The organism is Janthinobacterium sp. 35 (assembly GCF_002754575.1).
Classification (GTDB): Bacteria; Pseudomonadota; Gammaproteobacteria; order Burkholderiales; family Burkholderiaceae_D; genus Janthinobacterium; species Janthinobacterium tructae.
Genome location: NZ_PEFN01000001.1, coordinates 1,346,030 through 1,368,337, shown reverse-complemented (window position 1 = coordinate 1,368,337; position 22,308 = coordinate 1,346,030). Strand labels below are relative to the sequence as shown.

At 56.7% G+C, this 22,308-nt stretch carries 22 protein-coding genes; 6 read left to right on the top strand and 16 right to left on the bottom strand.

The features are described from left to right. Positions 1 to 15 precede the first annotated feature (15 nt). Entirely contained in the window at positions 16 to 450 is a 435-nt protein-coding gene (locus tag CLU93_RS06205) for a DUF695 domain-containing protein (protein ID WP_099760410.1), read from the top strand. Here the strand turns inward: CLU93_RS06205 and bla are convergent, their stop codons facing one another. Next, positions 451 to 1,344 carry a class A beta-lactamase gene (gene bla, locus CLU93_RS06200; protein ID WP_099760409.1) on the bottom strand — a complete coding sequence of 298 codons (894 nt, stop codon included), beginning with the start codon at positions 1,342 to 1,344 and terminating at the stop codon, positions 451 to 453. It abuts the gene before it with no gap. After that, complete coding sequence (locus tag CLU93_RS06195; protein WP_099760408.1) at positions 1,337 to 4,012, bottom strand: hybrid sensor histidine kinase/response regulator; 2,676 nt, start codon at positions 4,010 to 4,012, stop codon at positions 1,337 to 1,339. The genes bla and CLU93_RS06195 overlap by 8 nt, the downstream gene beginning before the upstream one ends. A 519-nt stretch (positions 4,013 to 4,531) precedes the next feature. Between CLU93_RS06195 and CLU93_RS06190 the strand changes: the two genes are divergently transcribed. Together CLU93_RS06190 and CLU93_RS06185 are read left to right on the top strand one after the other, a co-directional pair. Further along, positions 4,532 to 6,763: a TonB-dependent receptor gene (locus tag CLU93_RS06190; protein WP_099760407.1), complete on the top strand. Its 2,232-nt coding sequence runs from the start codon at positions 4,532 to 4,534 to the stop codon at positions 6,761 to 6,763. 144 nt (positions 6,764 to 6,907) lie between these two features. Beyond that, positions 6,908 to 7,933 (top strand): IS110 family transposase, encoded by a 1,026-nt coding sequence (locus CLU93_RS06185; protein WP_099760057.1) that lies wholly within the window; start codon positions 6,908 to 6,910, stop codon positions 7,931 to 7,933. Between the two features lie 263 nt (positions 7,934 to 8,196). On the opposite strand, the gene gluQRS is transcribed toward CLU93_RS06185, so the two are convergent. The 14 genes from gluQRS to CLU93_RS06140 form a co-directional block, all read right to left on the bottom strand. Further along, complete coding sequence (gluQRS, locus tag CLU93_RS06180; protein ID WP_099760406.1) at positions 8,197 to 9,126, bottom strand: tRNA glutamyl-Q(34) synthetase GluQRS; 930 nt, start codon at positions 9,124 to 9,126, stop codon at positions 8,197 to 8,199. A 120-nt stretch (positions 9,127 to 9,246) separates the two neighbouring features. After that, positions 9,247 to 10,098 (bottom strand): hypothetical protein, encoded by an 852-nt coding sequence (locus CLU93_RS27835; protein WP_143451711.1) that lies wholly within the window; start codon positions 10,096 to 10,098, stop codon positions 9,247 to 9,249. A 52-nt stretch (positions 10,099 to 10,150) separates the two neighbouring features. Beyond that, on the bottom strand, positions 10,151 to 10,561 hold the full coding sequence (locus tag CLU93_RS27830; RefSeq protein ID WP_143451710.1) for a VOC family protein: 411 nt from the start codon (positions 10,559 to 10,561) through the stop codon (positions 10,151 to 10,153). A gap of 304 nt (positions 10,562 to 10,865) precedes the next feature. Further along, complete coding sequence (locus CLU93_RS27825) at positions 10,866 to 11,189, bottom strand: hypothetical protein (protein ID WP_143451709.1); 324 nt, start codon at positions 11,187 to 11,189, stop codon at positions 10,866 to 10,868. Positions 11,190 to 11,298: 109 nt separating this feature from the next. Beyond that, positions 11,299 to 11,592 carry a hypothetical protein gene (locus CLU93_RS06165; RefSeq protein ID WP_143451708.1) on the bottom strand — a complete coding sequence of 98 codons (294 nt, stop codon included), beginning with the start codon at positions 11,590 to 11,592 and terminating at the stop codon, positions 11,299 to 11,301. Positions 11,593 to 11,609: 17 nt separating this feature from the next. Continuing rightward, the gene (locus CLU93_RS27820) at positions 11,610 to 12,083 is read right to left on the bottom strand and encodes a hypothetical protein (RefSeq protein ID WP_143451707.1); all 474 of its coding nucleotides are present in this window, start codon (positions 12,081 to 12,083) and stop codon (positions 11,610 to 11,612) included. Positions 12,084 to 12,161: 78 nt separating this feature from the next. Continuing rightward, entirely contained in the window at positions 12,162 to 12,767 is a 606-nt protein-coding gene (locus tag CLU93_RS06160) for a hypothetical protein (RefSeq protein ID WP_099760402.1), read from the bottom strand. A gap of 40 nt (positions 12,768 to 12,807) precedes the next feature. Beyond that, on the bottom strand, positions 12,808 to 13,092 hold the full coding sequence (locus CLU93_RS27815) for a hypothetical protein (protein ID WP_143451706.1): 285 nt from the start codon (positions 13,090 to 13,092) through the stop codon (positions 12,808 to 12,810). Between the two features lie 62 nt (positions 13,093 to 13,154). Next, complete coding sequence (locus CLU93_RS27810) at positions 13,155 to 13,610, bottom strand: hypothetical protein (RefSeq protein WP_143451705.1); 456 nt, start codon at positions 13,608 to 13,610, stop codon at positions 13,155 to 13,157. Between the two features lie 319 nt (positions 13,611 to 13,929). Continuing rightward, complete coding sequence (locus CLU93_RS27805; RefSeq protein WP_143451704.1) at positions 13,930 to 14,205, bottom strand: hypothetical protein; 276 nt, start codon at positions 14,203 to 14,205, stop codon at positions 13,930 to 13,932. Continuing rightward, a complete protein-coding gene (locus CLU93_RS28160; RefSeq protein ID WP_180287816.1) occupies positions 14,183 to 14,587 on the bottom strand; it encodes a hypothetical protein in 405 nt (134 codons plus the stop codon). Before CLU93_RS28160 ends, CLU93_RS27805 begins: the two co-directional genes overlap by 23 nt. Then, positions 14,584 to 15,654 (bottom strand): type VI secretion system baseplate subunit TssG, encoded by a 1,071-nt coding sequence (gene tssG / locus CLU93_RS06150; RefSeq protein ID WP_099760401.1) that lies wholly within the window; start codon positions 15,652 to 15,654, stop codon positions 14,584 to 14,586. The genes CLU93_RS28160 and tssG overlap by 4 nt, the downstream gene beginning before the upstream one ends. Next, entirely contained in the window at positions 15,618 to 17,471 is a 1,854-nt protein-coding gene (gene tssF / locus CLU93_RS06145) for a type VI secretion system baseplate subunit TssF (RefSeq protein ID WP_099760400.1), read from the bottom strand. Before tssF ends, tssG begins: the two co-directional genes overlap by 37 nt. Positions 17,472 to 17,549: 78 nt before the next feature. Beyond that, a complete protein-coding gene (locus CLU93_RS06140; protein WP_373629797.1) occupies positions 17,550 to 18,413 on the bottom strand; it encodes an outer envelope protein in 864 nt (287 codons plus the stop codon). A gap of 389 nt (positions 18,414 to 18,802) precedes the next feature. Between CLU93_RS06140 and CLU93_RS06135 the strand changes: the two genes are divergently transcribed. Genes CLU93_RS06135 through CLU93_RS06125 form a run of 3 tightly spaced genes read left to right on the top strand, consistent with a single transcriptional unit; the run spans position 18,803 to position 22,308 of the window. Continuing rightward, positions 18,803 to 20,317: an ABC transporter ATP-binding protein gene (locus tag CLU93_RS06135; RefSeq protein WP_099760399.1), complete on the top strand. Its 1,515-nt coding sequence runs from the start codon at positions 18,803 to 18,805 to the stop codon at positions 20,315 to 20,317. Further along, a complete protein-coding gene (locus CLU93_RS06130) occupies positions 20,310 to 21,386 on the top strand; it encodes an ABC transporter permease (RefSeq protein ID WP_099760398.1) in 1,077 nt (358 codons plus the stop codon). Before CLU93_RS06135 ends, CLU93_RS06130 begins: the two co-directional genes overlap by 8 nt. Next, positions 21,379 to 22,308, top strand: coding sequence for an ABC transporter permease (locus CLU93_RS06125; protein WP_099760397.1), 930 nt, complete (start codon positions 21,379 to 21,381; stop codon positions 22,306 to 22,308). The genes CLU93_RS06130 and CLU93_RS06125 overlap by 8 nt, the downstream gene beginning before the upstream one ends.

Sequence of the window (22,308 nt, the reverse complement as noted above, 5' to 3'; positions counted from 1 at the left end):
TTGACTGTTGCAACCATGAACGAAAATTCCACTTCCGCCCGCAGCTGGGGCACCATCGTCACGCATAGCGACGAGATGGCCATCATCTACCGCTATGTCGAGGCCTTCCATGACGACTGGGACCTGTCGTCGCAGCCGGACCGCATCATCATCGCCTGGCGTTATGAAGATGAAACGGGCATGCCCGCGCCGAATGAGCGCGAGCATATGGAAGAGCTGGAAGCGGCGCTGGCGCCCGTGGTGGAAGAGGGCGGCTTCGCCACGCTGGCGCTGGTGTCGACCGGTGAAAACTTGCGCGAATGGATTTATTACACGCAGTCGGGCGAAGAGTTTTTCAATCGCCTCAACACGGCGCTGGCGCCGCGTCCGAAATTCCCGATTGAAATCCGCAGCGCGGCCGACCCCGCCTGGTCGACTTACGCGGGCTTTATGGCTTCCCTGCCGAAGTAATTACGCCAATGCGGCCACCACGATGCGCGTGGCGGCCGTGATGATGTCCTGGTTCGTGTCCGCTTTTTTCTGTTCGCGCGTGTAGTACACGGCGATGACCAGCGGCGCGCCGCTGGGCGGGTAGGCCACGCCAATATCGTTGACGCTGCCATACGCGCCCGAGCCCGTTTTATCGGCCACTTGCCAGCCGGCCGGCACGCCGGCGCGGATGCGCTTGTCGCCCGTCGTGTTGCCGCGCATCCAGGCGTCCAGCTGCTGGCGCTGCGGGGCCGGCAAGCTATTTCCCAACAACAATTGCTGCAAGCTGTGCGCCATCGACGCAGGGCTGGCCGTGTCGCGCACGTCACCGGGAATGGCGCTATTGAGTTCCGTTTCCCAGCGTTCCAGCTGGAATACCGTATTGCCGATGCTGCGCGCAAACGCCGTCACGGCTTGCGGCCCGCCTAATAATGTCATCAAGAAATTGGCTGCGCTATTGTCGCTGTATTGCAAGGTGGCGGCGCACAGGTCGGCCACGCTCATGCCGTCGGCCAGATGCTTTTCCGTGATCGGTGAATACGTGACCAGTTCCTTTTTATCGTAACGCACGTGCTGGTCCAGCAAGCCCGGCTGGCTGACGCTGCGGGCCAGTACGGCGGCCGCCAGCATCGCCTTGAAGGTGCTGGCCAGGGGAAAGCGTTCGTCGGCGCGGTAGGCCACGCGCAGCTCGCTGCCCTGGCGCCAGGCGGCAACGCCGAGGCGTCCGCCAGCGGCTTGTTCCAGCGCGGCCAGTTGCGTATGGGCGGCGGCGAGGCTGGTGGCGGGCGCGGCAAACAGCAGCGGTGCCGGGCACAGCAGGGCGGCGCCACTGGCCAGCAGGAGGTGGCGGCGGATCTGGTTCGGGGATTCAGTCATGGTTTGTCGGTGTTTTCGGTGTGGAAAGGGTGGCCAGCAGTTCGCCGATGACGAGCAGGTTGGCCGGTTTGGTCAGATGGTGGTCGAAGCCGGCCGCGCTCGATTGGCTGCGGTCGTTTTCGGCGCCCCAGCCCGTCAATGCGACGAGCACGACGTTGGCGCCGGCCGGTATCCGGCGCAGCGCGCGCGCCACCTCGTAGCCGTTCATGCCGGGCAAGCCGATGTCGAGGAAGATAACGTCTGGCAAGAACTGCGGCGCCACGGCCAGCGCCTGCGCGCCATCGTGGGCCACTTGCGTGGCATGGCCCATCATGTCGAGCACGGCGGCCAGGGTATCGGCCGCATCGACGTTGTCGTCGACCACCAGCACGCGGAAGTGCGGGCCGCTGGCGTCGCTATCCGGCGCGGCCGGTACGGCGAGCGCTTTCGCTTCCTCCTGCAGCAGGGGCAGGCGCACGCTGAAGGTGCTGCCCAGGCCGGCGCCGGGACTGGCCGCCGTGGCGATTCCGCCATGCAGCTCGGCCAGGCGCCGCACCAGCGACAGGCCGATGCCCAGACCGCCCTGCGCGCGGCCCATGTTCTGTCCCACCTGGGTAAACATGTCGAAGACGGTGGCGATCGACTCGGCGGGGATGCCCACGCCGCTATCCCTGACCTCGATCAAGGCTTCGTTGCCATCGCGCAGGGCGCGCAAGCTGATATGGCCGCCGGCGGGCGTGTACTTGGCGGCATTGTTGAGCAAATTGCCCAGTACTTGCGCCAGCCGCGTGGGGTCGGCATCGAGCGGCAGCGGGTCTTCGGCGAGTTGCATCTGGAACTGGTGGCGGCCCGCCTCGATCAGCGGCATGCTCGTTTCCACCGCGCTGGCGATGATGGTTTTCAAGTCTGCCCGTTCCAGCTTGAGTTCGATCTGGCCCCGCGTGATGCGGGCCACGTCCAGCAAATCATTGACCAGGTGCACCATCTGATTGACTTGCCGCTCCATCACGTCGCGCACTCGTGCCACGGTGGCGGGTTTGTCGGCGGCCAGGTGCATGATCTGCAAGCCGTTGAGGATGGGCGCGAGCGGGTTGCGCAATTCGTGCGCCAGGGTGGCCAGGAATTCCGTCTTGCGCCGGTCCATCTCGGACAGGTTGTCGGCCAGCTGGCGCAATTGCTGCTCCGAGCGCTTGCGCTCGCTGATGTCGCTGAACAGCACCGTCAGCAGGCGGCTGCCGGGGCCGCCCAGGCGCGCGGCGAAAACTTCGAACCAGCGCTCCATGGCGACGGCTTCGTTTTCATAGCGCACGGGCTCGCCCGTCTTGACGACCTGCTCGTACAGGTCGAACCAGTGCTGGTCGTGCTCGGGCACGAAGCTGCGGATGGTTTTGCCGATGGCGTTGTCCAGTCCCGACTGCTTGACGAAGGCGGCGTTGCCTTCCAGGTAGCGGAAATCGATGGGGCGGCCTTGCTCGTCGTACAGCATTTCGATGACGCAAAAGCCCTGGTCCATCAGCTCGATCAGGGTGCGGTAGCGTTCCTCGCTGCGGCGCAGCGCATCTTCCACCTGTTTCTGGCGCGTGACGTCGAGCAGGACGCCGGGAAAATGCAAGGGCGTGCCATCGGGTGCGTATTCCGCGCGGCCCCGCGCGATGACCGAGCGGTACTGGCCATCGCCCGCAGTGACGCGGTAGCTGGCCTCGAACGGCGTGTGCGCGTGCACCGCCTGGCTTATCTGCGCGCTGACTTGCTCGCGCTCATCGGGATGGATGATGTCCAGGTAGCGCGCCAGCGGTGCCGCCGTGGCCGCTTCGGCATTGACGGGGAACAGGCGCGCCATATTGCTGTCGGCCGTGACCCGGTCGGCCACGATGTCCCAGTTCCAGGTGGCCACTTCACCGGCCTCCAGGGTCAGGCGCAGGGTTTCTTCGTTCTGCTTGCTGGTCGTCAAGTCGAGCGAGATGCCGGACAGGGCGATCACGTTGCCGGCGCCGTCGCTGGTGCAGGTGCCGCGCATGTGCGCCCAGTGCAGCGATCCATCGGGCCAGCGCACGCGGATGTCGATCTCGAAATCGCTGGCGCTGGCGATGGCGGCGTGCACCACCGTTTGCCAGTGCTGCAGTTCGCCGTCGAGCATGGCACCGGTCAGCTGTGCGTAGTCGATGTGGCTGGCAGGTGGCAGGCCCAGATTGGCCTTGAACGCGTCGGAGCCGGCCATGCTGCCGCTGCCCAGGTCGATTTCCCACGTGCCCATGCGCCCGCCCTGCATGGCCAGGCGCAGCCGCTGTTCCGTTTGCCGTTGCTGCGTCACGTCGCAATGTGAACCCAGCCATTCAACGATGCTGCCGTCGGGCGCCAGCACAGGCAGCATGCGCACGACCATATTGCAGTAGGTACCGCTGACGTGGCGCAGCCGGTATTCCGCTTCGAACACGCTCGTCAGATGTGACGGCATGACGTAAGGCAAGTTGCGGTCGTCCGGATGCAGGGCATTGAGCCAGCCGCGGCCCAGCAGTTCGGCTTCGGTCTGGCCCGTGAAGGCGCGCCAGGAAGGCTGGTCGGCATCGAACTGGCCGAAGGTTTTCGTGCTCCAGACAATGTCGCAATGGGCGCGCAGCAGTGAATGGGCGGCCTGGGCGGCGGCGATGGAGGACGGGACGGCGTTGCTGGGCTGGCTCGGTTCTGGCATGGAGGCGATCGACGATGGTGCAAGGGACCGCCTGCGCACTGGGATGGGGCGGCATGGCAGCTCAATTCTGGCGATATTACAACTATTTTTACCCTCAGGGTTGTCTTGCAGGACGCTAATTCTGCTTTCTGCAGGCCATGAGAAAAAGGCACGCCGTGCGGCAAATCATCGGGTGAAACAGCCAGGCACTGGCGCTGTTGTGGCTGAATAACCACTAGTCAGCCCTTTATGTTGATGAATGAATATTTTACATAACAATATTCTTGCAGCGCATAAGGCGCTTGAATTAAATTGGCGCCTTACTTAAAAGTTGGTGTTCATCAGACATCCCAGAGATGCGGCCGCCACCGCTGTCAGCTAGCACGACAGCCAGGGCAGAGCCAGTGACGCCAGGAGCGGAGAAACATCCGCTCGCGCTGCTGCACCATGATGGTGCAGGGAACGCCAGCGCCGTACATAAGCCGGAGACAGGTTGGAAGACAGATTTCGCAATTCTTTTTTAAACTTCTGGGAAACAACATGATCAAGATGTCCAAGATGCACCAGCGTTTGTGCGCCAAAAGCGCCGCCATGCTGGCACTGTCCGCTGCCTTGCCTATCGGCTCGGCGTATGCTGATGAAGTCGCTGCTGATACGACCCCTGCCGCCAGCCAGCTGGAAACCGTGACCGTGACGGCGCAGCGCCGCAAGGAAAATATCCGCGACGTGCCCGTCTCCGTATCGCTGCTGCGCGACGAGAAGCTCGACGTGCTGGTATCGGGCGGACAAGATATTCGCGTGCTGGCCGGCAAAGTGCCTAGCCTGAACGTGGAATCGTCGAACGGCCGCACCTTCCCCCGCTTCTACATCCGCGGCTACGGCAATACGGACTTCAATACGTTTGCATCGCAACCTGTTTCCCTGATCTACGACGATGTCGTGCAAGAAAATCCCATTTTGAAGGGTTTCCCGATTTTTGACGTGGCCGGCGTGGAAGTGTTGCGCGGACCGCAAGGTACCCTGTTCGGCCGCAACACGCCGGCCGGCGTGGTGAAATTCGAATCGGCCAAGCCCAAGCTGGAGAAGGTTGAAGGCTATTACAACGTCTCCGCCGCCACGCACAACACGACCAATTTCGATGGCGCCGTCAACGTGCCACTGAGCAAAGAATGGGCCATGCGTGTTTCGACCCTGCGCCAGCACCGCGACAATTATGTCGACAACACGTTTACGGGCAAGAAAGATGCGCTGGACGGCTACAACGAACACGCCGAACGCGTGCAACTGTTGTACGCACCGAACACCACCTTCAACGCCCTGTTCAATGTGCATCAGCGCACCACGACCGGCAGCGCGCGCCTGTTCTTCGCCAATGCAATCAAGCAGGGCACGAATGACCTGGTCGATGGTTTCGACCCGAAAAAATCGTACACCAATGGCCAGAACTTCCAGCGCCTGCGCACCAGCGGCGCCAGCGCCCGCCTGAGCTGGGATCTGGACAGCGTCAAGCTGTTCTCGATCACCGGCTATGAAAAGGTCAACAATTACCTGAGCCATGGCGACATCGACGGCGGCGTGCCTGGCGCCCCCAATTATTTGCCATTCCAGGTAGAGACGGCTGGCGGCATCAGCGGCGTCACCCAGTACAGCCAGGAATTCCGCGTCGAATCGAAAAACGCCGGTCCTTTGAACTGGCAGTCGGGCCTGTATTTCTTCGATGAAGATGCCAACGGTTTCACCGACAACTTCAACAGCGACACGGGTGCGCTGACCTCGCACGTGGCCAGCCATCAGAAAAACAAGGCCTGGGCCGCCTTCGGTTCCGTCAACTACGCCGTCAACGAAGATGTCATGTTGCGCGGCGGCTTGCGCTATACCAAGGACAAGAAGGATTTCAACACGGTCGAAGCGGACCGCGTGAAGCAAATCTCCCCCACCAGCGCCGATGTCAGCAAGGGCAAGGTCAACTGGGACTTGAGCGGCACCTATAAATACAATAAGGACGTGAACTTCTACGCCCGCATCGCCACCGGCTTCCGCGCGCCGAGTATCGCGCCAGCTGGCGACAAGGTGCCCGTCACCATCGCTGATGCGGAAACCATCCTGTCCTACGAGGCCGGCATCAAGGCTGACTTGTTCAACCGCCGCGCCCGCGTCGCCTTCAGCATTTACGACTACGAGATCAAGAACCAGCAATTGACCGTGGTCGGCGGCAGCTCGAACGTCAACCGCCTGATCAATGCTGCCAAGACCAGCGGTCGCGGCGTTGAGCTGGACCTGGAAGGCTTCGTGACGCCTAGCCTGAAAATGTCCGTGGGTGGCAGCTACAACTTCACCCAGATCAATGACCCAGGCCTGGCCGTCAGCAAATGCGGTTTTGCTTCCTGCACCATTCTTGATCCGATCAATGCCGCCGGCAACGTCGTTATCAACGGCAATCCGCTGCCACAGGCGCCAAAATGGATCGTCACGGCCACCGGCCGCTATTCGATCCCGCTGGAAAACGGCGAACTGTTCCTGTTCACGGACTGGGCATACCGCAGCAAGATCAACTTCTTCCTGTACGAAGCGGCCGAATACACGGGCAAATCGTTGCTGGAAGGCGGCTTGCGCGTAGGCTACATCTGGGATGCCGGCAAGTATGAAGTGGCCGCTTTTGGCCGCAACATCACCGATACCCGCCGCATCACGGGCGCCATCGACTTCAACAACCGCACGGGCTTCATCAATGAGCCACGTCAGTTTGGTGTGCAGTTTAAAGGCAACTTCTAATTGCCTGATACCAGGCGCCGGCCCTTGCGGCCAGCGCCTGCTTCAACCCGCCCGGTTTGCGCCGCGGCGGGTAATGAGATGGTCACCCTCCACCCTATAAGTTACTAAACTTATAGGGTGTTTTCATTTCTGAAGGAGGCCATCATGGAAAACGTCATGCTCATCGGCATCGATCTCGGCAAACACAGCTTTCATGTCCACGGACAGGATCGTCAAGGTAAAACACTGCTGCGCAAGAAGTTCAGCCGCCCACAACTGATCGCGTTTCTCGCCACTTTTCATCCCTGTACCATCGTCATGGAGGCCTGTGCCGGAGCGCACTGCATCGCCCGGCAACTGGCCAGCTTTGGCCATGAGGCCAAGCTGATCTCGCCGCAGTTCGTGCGCCCCTTCGTCAAGAGCAATAAGAACGACTTCATCGATGCAGAAGCCATTTGTGAGGCGGCCAGCCGTCCTGCCATGCGTTTTGTCACGCCCAAGAACGAGGCCCAACAGACGCTTTCGGCGCTGCACCGCGTGCGCGAATCGCTGGTACGCGAGCGTGTCAAGGCGAGCAACCAAATCCACGGCTTTCTGCTGGAGTTCGGTATCAGCTTGCCCGTCGGCCACGCGGCGATCAAGCGCTTGCCTTCCGTGCTGGCAGAACAGCGCCTGCCAGCACGGCTGGTACAAGTGCTGGAGCGACTGCATGCCCATTTCAAGTACCTCGACCAGCAGATCGCCGAGATCGAGAAGGATCTGACCCGGCAAGTCACTGAAGATGATCTGGGCCAGCGGCTCATGACGGTACCGGGTATCGGACCGATCACCGCCAGCGTGCTGGCCGCCGAAGTCGGTGACGGCAAGCACTACCGCTGCGGGCGTGACTTCGCCGCCGCCGTCGGGCTGGTGCCACGCCAGTACAGTACCGGCGGTAAAAACAAGTTGCTGGGCATCAGCAAGCGCGGCGACAAGAATCTGCGGCGCCTGCTGGTGCAGTGCGCGCGGGCCTACATGCAGCGACTGGAGCGCCAACGCGGACAGCTGGCACAATGGGTCCGCTCTATGCTCACGCGTCGCCACTCGAATGTGGTGGCGTGCGCCCTGGCCAACAAACTGGCGCGCATGGCATGGGCCATCGCGGCCCACCATACCGAATTTGAAATAAAAGAGGCCCCCATGACAACATGAGGGCCTCCCAGACTCACCGTTTGACAGCACACCTACCTGGTTTTGCGACTGCTGATATTGGATGACGTGAACGGCACACCGGCCTGCCGGATACTCTGGCTAAAAAATCGGCTGTGAAAGCCGAGCGGGTTTTCAGGACCGACAGGCGCGACTCTCATCGTGGCGCGGAGATCCATCTCCAACCAGACGCCGGATAGATTTAAGCAAGCCTACTCACATCATACAAAATCAGCTTGCAAAAAGGAGGGTGACCATAGATTTTTTTATGTGCGCTCGGGAAGGCGCGCCAGCCGCTGCGCCCAGGCGGGAATGGCTTGCCGCCAGAAGTCTTCCACGTCGTCGGCGTACACGTCGAGACCGAGGAAGCGGGCGGCCGGCAGCAGCGCCGACGCCAGCAGTTCGCCGGCATGCGTGCCCGTATCGAAGGCGAGGGCGCCCGTCTGCTTCGACAGTTTCTCGCCGCTGGCATTGTTGACGACGGGCACGTGCAGAAAGCCCGGATGCGGCAAGCCCAGCGCATCCTGCAGATACAGCTGGCGCGGCGTCGAATCGAGCAAATCCGCCCCGCGCACCACCTGCGTGATGCCCTGCACGCCATCGTCAACCACCACGGCCAGCTGGTACGCCCAGTAACCATCGCCGCGCAGCACGATGAAGTCGCCCACCTCGCCGGCCAGATCCTGCCGCTGCGGACCATGCCAGCGGTCGGCAAAGCCATACACGGCTTGCGGCCCCTCTGGCACGCGCAACCGCAAGGCCCGCGCCGCCTTGCCCGGCGCCAGGCCGTGGCGGCAAGTGCCCGGATACACGGCGGCCCCGCCCTTGGGGACACCCGCGTGCAACACCGAATCGTGGATCTCCTTGCGCGAACAGCCGCACGCATACACGAGGCCAGCGTCCTGCAACCGCGTCAGCGCCGCCTGGTACAGCGGCAGCCTGCGGCTCTGCCACGTCGCCTCGCCATCCCACGTCATGCCGCAGCGCTGCAAGGTGGCCAGGATCGCCATATCGGCACCCTCGACATTGCGGTCATAGTCCAGGTCCTCGATGCGCAGCAGCCACGTGCCGCGATGCACCTTCGCATCGAGATAGCTGGCCATGGCGGCAACGAGCGAGCCCATGTGCAGGGGACCGGAGGGGGAGGGGGCGAAGCGGCCGATGTAGGGGGCGGTGGGAGAGTTCGGAGACGGCATGCTGTGAGTGTAGGCGGTGGTGACAGGCGTTTATTGCTCAGGATGGGGAGCTTTGGCAACAGCGGCAAGTATCGTGCAGGGCGATGGGCAAGTCAAATCCTGGGCTGTTCTCAGTATTATCTAATTGATAATCAGGTGTGTAACGTTATCTTCAACATATGAAATTTCTTCCTTGCAGTAATGCGCGTCATTCAACGCTCTGAAATGTAGATCCTTGTCGAATTCCTTCGTTTTGAACTTGTTACTCAGCAGTGCCACCACGCTCCCCTCATCTGGCCAGTCTGAAGAATGCAATGCTATCAATGAATTTCCCAAAGAAATCTCGTTGAGAAGACAGTTTTTTATTTTTTTGGGTAGCTTCTTCAATAAAATCAGCCAACGTATCTCACTTGCTTTTGGAAAAAAGGTATCACTGTTTTTTATGAATGCTATTATTCGTTGCTGCACTTCTATAGATTTATCTAGATTGATATACGATTCACGATGATCGTTCATTTTCAATCGGATGGGTGATTTTCTGGCTATTTTGTACTGCAATATTATGCATGATGAGGATATTTTTATGTCATGCTGTACGATAACGCTTCCCCACGAAAATTGAAATACTATTTCTGATAGTCCTTTCACTTGGCCGGGAATTCCCGACTTTCTTTGAATTTGTTTGACTAGCGATGATTCGCTCACGCCGTTGCCTACAGAATTATTTTCAAAGTAATGCATTATTATGTGATCTATTTCGAGGAAATTTTCTTTCACAATAATCAACTCGACAACGTAATCGCCTACCCATCCATTGATATCAAAAATATAAAGTCCAGTCCCTGTTGTTGTGGGTTTGGTATGGAATGTATTGATAATGCTATTTATGAAATCGTTTGCTGGAGTTTTTTTCGATAAGGCAATCTCTCCATTGACGAGCAGTAATCCATCAATGAAATCAAAAATATAGCTTGGGATTTCAAATTTTTTCATTCTGTGATGCGGAATTTTGAATGAGGCATCTCGTATGAATTATTGCAGTGATTCAGCACGGTTCGTAGAGGCAAATATTGTTCCCCATCGGATCTTCGACGTTCAGAAAATTTGCGTAGGGAGTCTCCACGTAACTGACGAAAAAAGCAGTTTTCTCCAGTCGCTCCTTGAGCGTGTCAATATTTTTCGTTGGTAAAGTGAGTAGATTTATCGTGCCACCTTTGCTACCTACGCGATGTGCTTGCTCAATGTTTGAAGGAGGCATGAATTCTATTGAGAATTTTTTGTTGGACTCGTGCGCCATTGTGAGGCGACGACTGGTACCTGAATCATACTGAATGATGCTATCCATCGTAATAAAAAAACCGAGATTATCAATGTAAAATTTTTTTGCTTCGTCAAAATTCAGGCAAAGTATTCCTATATTGATAGTGTCTAAAATGTGATTTTTTCTGGATATCACGGTTATCCTTGGAGGAGAGGATAAATAAAAAAATATTATTTTAAAATTGTATAAACCAGGATTTTATTGTGGATAAAAAATTGCAACAGGCTTCATGTTCTTCTTTGAAAATGCGAAGCCCTGTCTTTATTCCTCGTTCATAGTAAAAAACTTCCCAATGTCCATTTTGTTCTCTTATGCACAGACTCTCATCCTGAGTCGCATCGCCAATCGAGAAAGCATTTGATGGTATGTTTGAAATTGCCATCTCGTGTCCAATATCTGAAATATTCATCTATATCGTAATCTGAATTTAATATTGATTTTATTGATAGGCACAAAAAACTGATGTGGTTTGATTATGTGGATCGTGACAGGCGTCTATTTCCCCCCAAGGCCCTGCTTGCGGCAGAACGATGCCAAACTCATCCAGAAACCAGCGTCTCAATCTTCTTGTATATTTTCCTTCGGGTTTAGACTGAAAACCATCCATGCAATTTTCCGGACCAAAATCCCAGTATTTTATGGGTCCATCACCTTTCTCAAAAAAACAAATAACGATTATTCTCAATTTTTTTCGTTTGAAACTTGTTTTGTAGGCGATTACCTCTTCTTCATGCTTTACCCATGCTTCCCAGCCTTGATCCATCGAGTGTAGATTTTTTCTTTTCATTCCTCTACATAGAATGATCGATTCGTTTATAGAAAAATATCCATCTTCAAATATAACATCATGAATTATATTCATTGTCAATAATTTAAATTTTGTGAAATTTTATCAGTTTCTTATTTTCATCAATCAGGCTTACCCTATAGTTTTCTGATTGAGCATAAAAATAAGCGGAGAATAAACTCGGATTTAGAAAAATGCAAAAAACATATTTCCAACTCTTTTCCTCTGAATTTTCATTGATCAGTAGATTGATTATTTCTGGCGTGATTAGTTTGGCATTCCAAGCCTTGGATAGCTTAATGTGGATATCAGTTCCATTTCTAATTTCAAACGTCATGCTTGACAAAAATTCCTTATGTGGATAAATAAGAAATTTCATTTTTGTCCTTTGATTTATTACGTATGAAAATAGTGCATATTCCAGGATAATCCAATTGATGTCATCGCTGATTGAAGAGATGCTGAAGCTGAAATGTTGCCCCATGAAAAATTAAATGCGGAGAACGTTTTTTTTATCTCATCAGGACCTTTTCCCAAGACTTTAGCAAGTAATTTGGCTAACCTGTTTTTATCGGCTATTAATTGGTTTTCTGTCGTGTCATAACCATATTTTTTTGTATTTCCTCCATCCCACGATAGCCAAACGCTTTTCATGCAATAATTCTCAAAAGTAAAATTTATGCCAAGCTCAAATTCATTTAAGCTTCCGCACGTTGATAGATTGTGCACATAAGTATTTGTTTTTTTGTCTTCTATTTCAATGTCATTTTCTTTTGCAGTTTTAATAAACTCAGATTCGTTAAGTGGTGCCATCATAATGTCGTCCAATAAGAGGTAACCATTTTTTGTATCAAAGGATATTTTTTTCATTTTTTTTGAAACCTTGCCGGATGACTTGGTACGGAGCGGTAATACGATAATCTCCAACCGGACACTATGCCTTGACCGTTAACGGATGAGATTTTCGCATATCCACTCTAGAGTTTTCGCATAGGAAATATTTCCTTTTTTTCGTTCCAAGGCCGCTTCATGAAGAAAAGAGTTCTGTAGTTCCGGAGTTCTCTTTTGCGCGATCCACATGCAAATAGAATCAGCGATAGCATGATCTATATTTTTCTCATCAAGTATTTTTGCCATCATGTGCAAACCTTTTAAAACATGATTTTTCCACATGTGGAATTCGGCCACAATCATGCGCAGTCTCAGGGATTTGCTTTTTTCGAAGCTATCAAGAATTTCCTCTTGTTCATAGCTTGGTGAGTTGTGTAGGTGGTAACTAAATACAGGTTCAATATGGCTATTGAAAACATCGTCGTCGTCGGCAGATACATTGATGGCGATGATATTTTGTGCAATTTTTAACATGGTTGCGTTTGCAGGACTTTGCCATGCTATATCCCAGATGACCTGATGTAGTTCCGGGCTATAAAATTCGCGTTCGAGCAAACTGGCAAAAAAATCAAGTTCTTTGCTTGTAAGTGGCGCAGTTTTTTTTGCGATAATTTTTCTTCGCAAATTTTTAAGATATTTTTCCTCCAGACGCAATTTTTTCATGACTAATTAGAGTGAACTCTATTTCATTTGTGGTCTGGTTTTATCTATGATAGTTTGAACTGATGATTTTTCTCGTCTTTTTTGAAATGGTATAAGTGATGGATCTTCCCAGTGATGTTTTTCCACCTAGTATTTTTTCACCGGGTGCAAAATTTGGTACAAAAGTTATTTTAATATCTTCGTTGTTGTCTTGAATATATATTTCAAAATCTGAAATATTTCTTTGCTCTTTTTTGAATTCATCTAAAACCACGAGCAATTTTTCAAGATTTTTTCCGGAAATTTTTTCTTCTAAGTTTTCTATGTCGGGTGTGTATTTTTCCATATCTATATCGGAATAAGAAAGGTTTGTTGGAGTACTCTGCTAATTAATATTTATTTTATTTATTATATATTTGTGTTTTTACCATATATTATCATTGTCGAACAAAGTGATGATTTTTGATCTGCTTTGACTATTATGTATCCCCACGAGAAAGAAAAAAAATCCTCATGCTTAGTCGATGTTTCAGCTGATTGACCTAGTGACTTTGAAATTAACTTACTTAGATATTTTTTTTCATTTATTATGTCCGAGTGACTGGAGTCATATCCAAGTCTGTTTGTGATTCCATCTGTCCAGATTATTTCAATAATGTAAAGGATTCCATTTTTAAATCTGAAATTTACTATTGTTTCCAGATTGAGAAATTTGATATTTTGCATGCTATATGTTTCAAATTCATTTATTTCTCCAAAACTTTCAAGAAAATTTATGTTTTTTATTTCTTTTGTTGATGTGTTTTTGTTTACGTGAAAATTCTCATTTATTTCGATATCGCCAGTATTCTTGTTTATATTCATTTGCGGTCTCGGAAATTTAAATATTTTTTTGCGTTAGCTTTGAGTTTTGATATATCTGAATCATCAATAAAGTATTGATCATGGACTGAAGTTTATGTGACGTGCTATAACCGATGGGACGACCTCAGTGGTAAACCGCTGATCAACCCGTCAAGCACGGTTCTGGCACCGAACAAGGTCATGCTGTGACGAGGAATATGATCACACAAAACTAAATATCTAGATAAAATTGAAAATGCCATGTGTTTTTCTTGGTTCCTGGTCATTGTTAATAATTTTTTTAATGAACATATCTTTCTTTAATGCAGTTTAATAAAATTCACTTTTGATAATTAATTTTAATTATTTTCTTGTATTTTTTTGATATAAGATAAACCACCGTCCGACCCAGGGAGGTTTTTCCTCCTAACTTTGGACTCTCTCCTTTTGCAAGGTTTGGGTGGAATGTTAATTCTATTTCATCATCTTCCTCTTTTATGTGGATAATGAAATCTTCAATATTTTTTTGTTTTTTTTCAAAATCAATATAGGCAATTGTTGTATATCTAAAATATTTCCCAGAAATTTCGTCATCAAATTTTCGGACTTTTTCCATAATTTTTCTCCTTTAATTTTTTTGGACTCAATATTTTGTGCTGGTGATTTGTGGGTAAAAGTTCGGTGGTCACCATCTTGCCCATCACCTTGTCGAGCGCGATGGCGGCGTCGTCAGACAATACTTCCACCACATGGGAAAAGTCGCGCGACAGGCTTTCGCTGGCGGCCAGGCTGTTGGCCAGGAACTGGACGTTGGCAGGGCCGTCGCCATGCGGAAAGTGCAGGCGCAGCAGGCGCTGGCCCTGCATGTCGTCCAGTAATGCCGTCCATGCCGCCGTCGTATCGGGGAACTGGCTCATCGCGCATCGCTTCACGGTAGGAATCGTTGAGCGACTGTAGCAATAGCGAACACAAGCGTTTTGCGCGGCCGCAAGCTTCACTCTTTGAGTGAGGGCATCAATTGCATTTCGTAATGCATGTCGTCGCGGTGGCGCGGTGATGCTGCAGCGCTGAGGAAACTGTTGCAGCCGAGTCCGCCTTGTGGCGCGCTCGTCAATGCCAGTCCCCGTACCTCACTGGCGCGCAGCACCAGTACGATCTCGTAGCGCACGAACGGCTGGCCGAACAGCATCAGCATGTGCCGCAGCGCTTCGCTGCCAGGGGCGCGCGGCAGGAAGCTGGCGTGCTGCTGCGCCGTGAGCGGACCGAGGCGCAGGCGTACGGCCAGGTCGGGGCGGCGGCAGCGCTCGCCGATGGTGGCGCGCTGGCCCAGCACGGCATTGGCCATGCCCAGTGCTGTTTGTTCGCGCGGCGCCAGCGCGTCCATGGCGCCCGTCGCCTCGTCGATGTGGCAGGGCACGCCAAAGTGGTCGCTGAGGATGCGCGCCATGACGATGGACGAGATGTTGCGTTGCTGCAGCAAGCCGCTGTACAGGCCGATCGCCGTCTGGTCCTGCTCCTGCTCCTGCTCCTGGCCCTGGTCCTGGCCCGGCTGGCACGCGGCCAGGTCCAGCAGGCGCGACAGGAAGGCGCCGCTGTGGCCGGCCTGCTCGATGCGGTATTTTTGCCACGCCTGGTAAAACAGGGTGACGGCACGGCTGGAAAACAGGTCGAGAAAAGCGCGCGCGCTGGTGTCGCGTTCGCTATGCTGGTGCGCGGCGATGCGCTCCGAATAGTGGCTGGGCAAGCTGCCCTGGCAGCCCAGCAAGCCCATGAAGGCGGGCGTGAGGTGGATATGTTGTAAATGAGCCGACAGCAGCGCTTGCAGCAAGGCATCGGCATCGGCGATGCCGTTGGTCGCCAGCACCTCGATCTGGCTGGCGGGAAAGCGTAGCGAGACGCTGTTGTCGAAGCGCATGATCTTTGCCAGCGCCGCGTGCTCATCGATGCCGTGTTCGGCCAGCCACGCCAGCAGCAGGCGCAGCGCCTGGAAGCACTCGAAGCGCTGCGGCGCGTCGAGCAATTGCTGGATCACGCTGGGGTGGCGTCGGCGCTGCGTTCCGGGCATCGGATGAGTTCCTCGCCGCTGCGCTGCGACAGCAGCGTCAGTTGGCTAAAGCAGTTGAGCTGGCTGTTCAGGGCGAAGTAGCGCTGCAGCACCTGGGCGAAAATATAGATGCTGCTGCCGACGAAGGCTTGTTCGTCGATGCCCAGGCGGATGGCGATGCCGGGCATCAGGGTGGGAAACGGCACGGTCGGCATCCACGCGCGCGTGCTGCCGTGTTCGAGCGTGACGATGCCCTGGATCAGGCGCTGCGTGGTGGGCGAACGGGGCAGGTCGTACAGGCTGAGCATTTTCTGGAATTCGCCCAGGCCCGATTGCGTCAGGCCCGAGTAATTGAGCGACAGGTGCGTAATCAGCCGCCAGTGCGTGTCGGCCAGGAAGCGCATGCTGGGCGTGGGCTTGCGCAGGAAGCGCGCGGGGATGCCGTCGGGCACGTCTTCGGCCAGCAGGTCGCCGCCGGGCAAGCCGTAATGCAACTGTGTGGGCAAGTCGCGGTTGCTGCACAGTAGCTGCGTCGAGACGGTGGCGCAGGCCGCGCTGCCCGGTGAAAATTGCGGGTCGATCAGACTCAGGCGCATTTCGTGGCCGGGACTGATGGCCGCCACGGTTTCGTCGCGGCGCGCCAGCCAGTATTGACCATGCTCCTGGCCATGCTCTGCCTGAGAACCCTGCAGCGAGGCATACAGCGGCAAGAAGGTGCTCAGGCGCTCGCCGGTCTCGTCCTTGCGCACCACGGTGACGGCCTCGATGCTGTGGATGTCGTAGGCAAACGCATGTGTGGCATCGGCCAGCAGGGCGTAGTCGGGCTCGGTATGCGTGAGGCGGATCGGCACGCCGGACTTGGCAAACAGGTTGACGACAGGCGTGCATCCCAACAAGAGGTTGTCGCGGTTGGCGCTGGACAAGAGCCGCGCCTCGTGGCTGTCGCTGCGCACGCCCTTGAGCGGCAGGTGCAAGGTGAACTGGCAACATTGCTTCGGCAACAGGACCGCCAGCCTGGACCAGGCGATATCGATGAAATGGAATTTTTCCGGAAAGGCAAAGTACTCGGTCAGCAGGCGTAGTGCCGGGTGCGAACGGGCGGAAATGGGGATCAGCGCGTCGTCGTCCGCATAGCCGGCCGGCATCAGCGGCGTGCCATCGACGGCCAACCACGGACTGTGTTCGTCCAGCGCCACGTACGCGTCCGCGCCGCGCAGGAACAGGGCGTCGAGCAGGGCCGCGCGCACGGACGGTTCGCCATCGGCAAACAGGCGCAGGCTGGAAAAGCCGGCCTCGTCCAAGTGGTAGTTGTCGCTGCTGCTGGTGAAGTGAATGCTGAGCAGGGCGCTGGCGCCGTCGGGCAGGCGCAGGCCGGGCGGCGCGTCGATGATGGCTGAAAAATGCAGGCGAGAAATGGCCAGCGGCGCCAGGGTCACGTCATACGCGCTGGTGAATTTGCAGGCCACGCCTTGCACCGGCTGCGAGCGCAGCACGGTGCCGCGCGGGATATGCACAAGCTGGGCCAGCTGGCCGCCACCGGGCGCTTCGTCGGCGGCGATGCGCACGATGGAGCATGCGGGAAACGGCCGCAGGTAGTGCGGGTACAGGGTGTCGAGCAGGGAATGCGTAAATTGCGGATAGGCGTCGTCGAGGCGCTTGGCGACCCTGGCAGTGAGCAGGGCAACGGACTGGATCAGGCGTTCGACATGCGGATCTTCGCAGGTGTCGCCGGCGATCAGCAGGCGCCCGGCCGCTTTCGGATAGCGGCTGGAAAACTCGCGCGTGTACTGGCGAAACAAGCCCAGCTCACGCTCGTAATACGGCAGCAGTTGTTCCACGGTCGCGCTCTCCGCCAGCTGGAAAGCTTCATGCTGGCATCAGGCGCGAGCGTGGATGTTGATGCGTGACAATGATTCTTAGAAATGGTACTCCGCGCGTATCATCGGCGTCTTCGCCGTCTGGCCCACGTTGCCCGTGGTGGCGGCCGAGTTGCCGAACTTGTTTTTCCAGTACTGGTATTCCAGGCCCACGCGGAAGGTGTTCTTGGCGCTGCCGAGGGCCGCGCCTACGTCGAACATCACCTGCATGTCGATATTCGTTTCCACCGCCGTTTTGCGTCCCACTTCATCGTTGCCTTTTGAATCGATGAGGTTAAAGAAGCCTTCGAACGAGAACAGCGGCGACAGCGGAATGCCCCAGGCGCCCGTCAGCATGGCGTGCGTTTTATACGTGTAGCGGCCCGTCACTTGCGAGATGGGCGGGAAGGCGCCGCTGGGGGCATTGCTTTCACGCAGCAACAGCAGGCTGGTGTTGAAGAAACCGGGCACGTCCCACATCAAGGTCGGGCCAGCCACCAGCATGCGCTTGCGCGAGTTGTAGCCGACGTCATTTTTCGTGTTGACGTCGAAGCCCAGGGTGACGCCGACGCCGCGCACGGGGCCGAACTTGATGTCGCTGCCGCGCACCTTGCCGATGTCGATGGTGTTGCGGTACACCAGATACGCCTCTTGTGCGCCGGAAGTCTTGCCCAGCGCGCCAGGGTCCTTGCTGTCGGACATGAGGAAATCGAGGTTGACGAAGTTGCTGCCGTATTTGTAGCCGCTGGCGTGCGTGATGGCGAAGATGTTTTTCTTGATGTCATCGGGATTGAACGGCTCGCGGTAATCATTGCCGGCGCGCCAGCTCAGCGCGGTATCGCTCCATTCGGCAGCCTGGGCGGTTGCACCCACGCCGAGGGTGGTAGTGAGGCAGAGCAATAGACACGGTATGGTTTTTGGCACTTTCGGCTCCTGATGGCGGTGTTGGAAAACGGATACAAGGGATGGCGGGGCGCGTAGAGCGCATGATGCGCTGCGTTGCCGCAGAATGCGCGCCGTTCAATCCATGATGGGAGAGGCGCGGCGTCAGATAATATGCAGTATTTACATACCTACTATCATTTCTTGCATATAATCATCGCATCTTCCAGCCCTTGTGGGGCAAGGCGGGGGCTGCAAAGCAGCTAATTTTTTTCAAAATTGTATACAGGTGTTGTTTTTTTGCAGAAATAGAAATGGACTGCCAAACGCCAGCCCCCAAGCATCCGCGGATGCCGATACGATAGCTATCGCGATGGCTTGATGCCGCGCCGATCGATAGACGGACAACTTAGCGAGGCACGAAAAAAACAATGACGGCACGTCTCGAATTACACGACATCAGCAAGCGCTATCCGTCCGTGGTGGCGAATGACGGCATCCACCTCACCGTGGCGCCCGGACAGATTCACGCCGTGCTCGGCGAAAACGGCGCCGGCAAATCGACCTTGATGAAAATCATCTATGGCGCCGTGCAGCCCGATGGCGGGCGCATCCTTTGGAATGGCCGCGAGGTCGAGATCGCCAACCCGTCGGCCGCGCGCGCGCTGGGCATCGCCATGGTGTTCCAGCACTTTTCCCTGTTCGACACGCTCACCGTGACGGAAAACATCGCCCTCGGTTTGCCCGCCGGCACCAACATGGCGGAACTGGCGCAGCGCATCGAGGCGACGGCGCGCCAGTACGGTCTGGACCTGGAACCGCAGCGCCACGTGCACACCTTGTCGGTGGGCGAATGCCAGCGCGTGGAAATCGTGCGCGCCCTGCTGGCCAAGCCGCAACTGTTGATCCTCGATGAACCGACTTCCGTGCTGACGCCGGGCGCCGTGGAGAAACTGTTTACTACCTTGCGCCAGCTGGCAGCCGAAGGCTGCAGCATCCTGTACATCAGCCACAAGCTCGACGAAATCCGCGCCCTGTGCCATACCTGCACGGTGGTGCGCGCCGGCAAGAACGCGGGCGTGTGCGATCCCACTCAGGAATCGGCGGCCAGCCTGTCGCGCATGATGATCGGTGCCGAGCCGCCCGCCGTCACGCGCGTGGCGCGCACGCCCGGTGCCGTCATGCTGAGCGTCAAGGCTTTGAACTTGCCGAAGAGCCATCCGTTTGCCACGCAGTTGACGGACATCAATTTCGACGTGCGCGCTGGCGAGATCGTCGGCATCGCGGGCGTGTCCGGCAATGGCCAGCAGGAATTGCTGGCCGCGCTGTCGGGCGAGGACATGCGCGCGGCCCCCGCCAGCATCGTGCTGAACGGCACGCCGGCGGGACGCTTGCCGCCGGGACGCCGGCGCGCCCTGGGCTTCGGCTTCGTGCCGGAGGAAAGGCTGGGACGCGGTGCCGTGCCCGACATGGGGCTGGCCGACAACGTGTTGTTGAGCTTGCAGACACCCGCCACCATCCGTCACGGCTTCGTGCGTCATACCGTCATCGCGCAGCGGGCGGCCGCCATCATCGAGCGCTTCCAGGTGAAGGCGGGCGGGCCGCAGGCGCTGGCGCGCAGCTTGTCTGGAGGCAATTTGCAGAAATACATAGTCGGACGCGAAGTCATGCGCGAGCCCACCGTGCTGGTGGTGGCGCAGCCGACCTGGGGCGTGGACGTGGGCGCGGCCGCGCAAATCCGCGCCGAATTGCTGGCGCTGCGCGACGCCGGTTGCGCGCTGCTCGTCGTCTCGGAGGAACTCGATGAATTGTTCGAGATCAGCGATCGCTTGCTGGTGATGGCGAAAGGAAAGATTTCACCGTCGCTCGAGGTGGGCGAGGCCAGCGTGGCCCAGGTGGGGCAATGGATGAGCGGGCTGTGGCCGCAGGAGGTGGCCCATGGCTAAGTTTGCCTTGCGCCTGGAAGCCCGTCCCACCCCATCGCGGCTGATGTCGTGGCTGTCGCCCGTGCTGGCCGTGCTGCTCACCGTGCTGTGCGGCGCTTTGCTATTTGTTGCGCTGGGACACGATCCGCTCGCGGGACTGGCCGTCTTCTTCGTGGAACCCTTGCGCGATGCGCATGGCTGGTCCGAGCTGGGCATCAAGGTGGCGCCGCTGCTGTTGATCGCCGTGGGTCTGGCCATCTGCTTTCGCGCCAATATTTATAACATCGGCGCGGAAGGGCAACTGACCCTGGGCGCCATCTGCGGCGGCGCGGCAGCCCTGTACCTGGACGATGGCGTGGGCGGCGCGACCGTCATCGGCGTGTCCCTGCTGGCCGGCATGGCGGGCGGCATGGCGTGGGCGGGCCTGGTGGCGTGGCTGCGCGACCGCTACAACGCCAGCGAAATCCTCGTCTCGCTGATGCTGGTCTACATCGCGCAATTGCTGCTCAGCTATCTCGTGTACGGCGTGCTGCGCGACCCGGAAGGCTTCAACTTCCCTCAGTCGAAACTGTTGTCCGACGGCTTGCTGTTGCCGATGGTGATCAGCGACACGCGCTTGCATGTGGGCATCATCTTCGCCTTGCTGGCCTCGCTGGGCGGCTGGCTGTATTTGTCGCGCAGCATTGCCGGCTTCCGCCTGCGCGTGGGCGGCATGGCACCGGCTGCCGCGCGGTATGCGGGCTTTTCTTCGCGCAAGACTTTATGGTCGTCGCTGCTGATCTGCGGCGCCCTGTCTGGCCTGGCGGGCGCCTGCGAAGTGCTGGGACCGATGGGGCAGCTCACGCCTACGGTCTCGCCCGGCTACGGCTTTGCCGCCATCATCGTCGCTTTCGTGGGGCGACTGCATCCCGTCGGCGTCCTCTTTTCCAGCTTCGTCATGGCCCTGTTCTATATCGGCGGCGAACTGGCGCAATCGCGCCTGGGGCTACCCAGCGCGATCACGGGCGTGTTCCAGGGCATCTTGCTGTTCGCCTTGCTCGCTTGCGACGTGCTGATCCAATACAAATTGCGCTGGAGAAAACATGGATAACCTGGCTCTGACGATAGCGCCCTTGATCGCCGCCAGCATCAATGCGGGCACGCCGCTGATGCTCGCCGCGCTCGGTTTGCTCGTCAATGAAAAGGCAGGCGTGGTGAACCTGGGCGCGGAAGGCATGATGCTGGTGTCGGCCATCACGGGCTTTGCCGTGGCCGTCAACACGGGCAGCCCCACCCTGGGTTTTCTGGCGGGGGCGGGCGCCAGCATGGTGTTGTCCGGCTTCTTTGCCTGGCTGACCGTATGGCTGGGCACGAACCAGTACGCGACGGGCCTGGCCTTGTCGCTGTTCGGCGCGGGCGCGTCCACGTACATCGGCCTGAAGTATGTGGGCAACAGCTTGCAGAACGGCCGCTTCGGCATCCCTTTATTGGAAGACATTCCCGTGCTGGGGCCGGCCCTGTTCCGCCAGCATCCGATGGTGTATCTGTCGCTGCTGCTGTGCGTGGCCATCGCCTGGTTTTTGTACCGCACGCGGGCGGGACTGGTGCTGCGCGCCGTGGGCGAGTCGCCGGCGTCCGCGCATGCGCTCGGCTACCCCGTGCGCCGCATCCGCCTGGCGGCCGTGCTGTTCGGCGGCGCCTGCTGCGGCCTGGCCGGCGCGTTTTTATCGCTCGTGTACACGCCGCTGTGGGTCGAGGGCATGGTGGCGGGGCGCGGATGGATCGCGCTGGCGCTGACCACGTTTGCCACCTGGCGCCCCGCGCGCGTGGTGGGCGGCGCCTACCTGTTTGGCGGCATCACGATTCTGACCTTCCATGCGCAGGCGCTGGGCGTGCCCATTGCTTCGCAACTGCTGTCGATGTTGCCGTATGTGGCGGCCATCGTCGTGCTCGTGCTCATTTCCAGCAATGCCAATTACATCAAGCTCAACATGCCCGCTTCACTGGGGAAAAATTTCAATCCCGGAAATTAA

Excerpts from the sequence above, each read along its gene's own strand:
- CLU93_RS27825 (WP_143451709.1), bottom strand. The coding sequence starts at position 11,189 with ATGGATCAAGGCTGGGAAGCATGGGTAAAGCATGAAGAAGAGGTAATC.
- CLU93_RS06125 (WP_099760397.1), top strand. The coding sequence starts at position 21,379 with ATGGATAACCTGGCTCTGACGATAGCGCCCTTGATCGCCGCCAGCATC.
- bla (WP_099760409.1), bottom strand. The coding sequence starts at position 1,344 with ATGACTGAATCCCCGAACCAGATCCGCCGCCACCTCCTGCTGGCCAGT.
- CLU93_RS06165 (WP_143451708.1), bottom strand. The coding sequence starts at position 11,592 with ATGAAATTTCTTATTTATCCACATAAGGAATTTTTGTCAAGCATGACG.
- CLU93_RS06160 (WP_099760402.1), bottom strand. The coding sequence starts at position 12,767 with ATGAAAAAATTGCGTCTGGAGGAAAAATATCTTAAAAATTTGCGAAGA.
- CLU93_RS27835 (WP_143451711.1), bottom strand. The coding sequence starts at position 10,098 with ATGAAAAAATTTGAAATCCCAAGCTATATTTTTGATTTCATTGATGGA.
- CLU93_RS06195 (WP_099760408.1), bottom strand. The coding sequence starts at position 4,012 with ATGCCAGAACCGAGCCAGCCCAGCAACGCCGTCCCGTCCTCCATCGCC.
- CLU93_RS27810 (WP_143451705.1), bottom strand. The coding sequence starts at position 13,610 with ATGAATATAAACAAGAATACTGGCGATATCGAAATAAATGAGAATTTT.
- CLU93_RS06185 (WP_099760057.1), top strand. The coding sequence starts at position 6,908 with ATGGAAAACGTCATGCTCATCGGCATCGATCTCGGCAAACACAGCTTT.
- CLU93_RS27820 (WP_143451707.1), bottom strand. The coding sequence starts at position 12,083 with ATGAAAAAAATATCCTTTGATACAAAAAATGGTTACCTCTTATTGGAC.
- CLU93_RS06205 (WP_099760410.1), top strand. The coding sequence starts at position 16 with ATGAACGAAAATTCCACTTCCGCCCGCAGCTGGGGCACCATCGTCACG.
- CLU93_RS06190 (WP_099760407.1), top strand. The coding sequence starts at position 4,532 with ATGATCAAGATGTCCAAGATGCACCAGCGTTTGTGCGCCAAAAGCGCC.
- gluQRS (WP_099760406.1), bottom strand. The coding sequence starts at position 9,126 with ATGCCGTCTCCGAACTCTCCCACCGCCCCCTACATCGGCCGCTTCGCC.
- CLU93_RS27815 (WP_143451706.1), bottom strand. The coding sequence starts at position 13,092 with ATGGAAAAATACACACCCGACATAGAAAACTTAGAAGAAAAAATTTCC.
- CLU93_RS27805 (WP_143451704.1), bottom strand. The coding sequence starts at position 14,205 with ATGGAAAAAGTCCGAAAATTTGATGACGAAATTTCTGGGAAATATTTT.
- CLU93_RS06135 (WP_099760399.1), top strand. The coding sequence starts at position 18,803 with ATGACGGCACGTCTCGAATTACACGACATCAGCAAGCGCTATCCGTCC.
- tssG (WP_099760401.1), bottom strand. The coding sequence starts at position 15,654 with ATGCCCGGAACGCAGCGCCGACGCCACCCCAGCGTGATCCAGCAATTG.
- CLU93_RS06130 (WP_099760398.1), top strand. The coding sequence starts at position 20,310 with ATGGCTAAGTTTGCCTTGCGCCTGGAAGCCCGTCCCACCCCATCGCGG.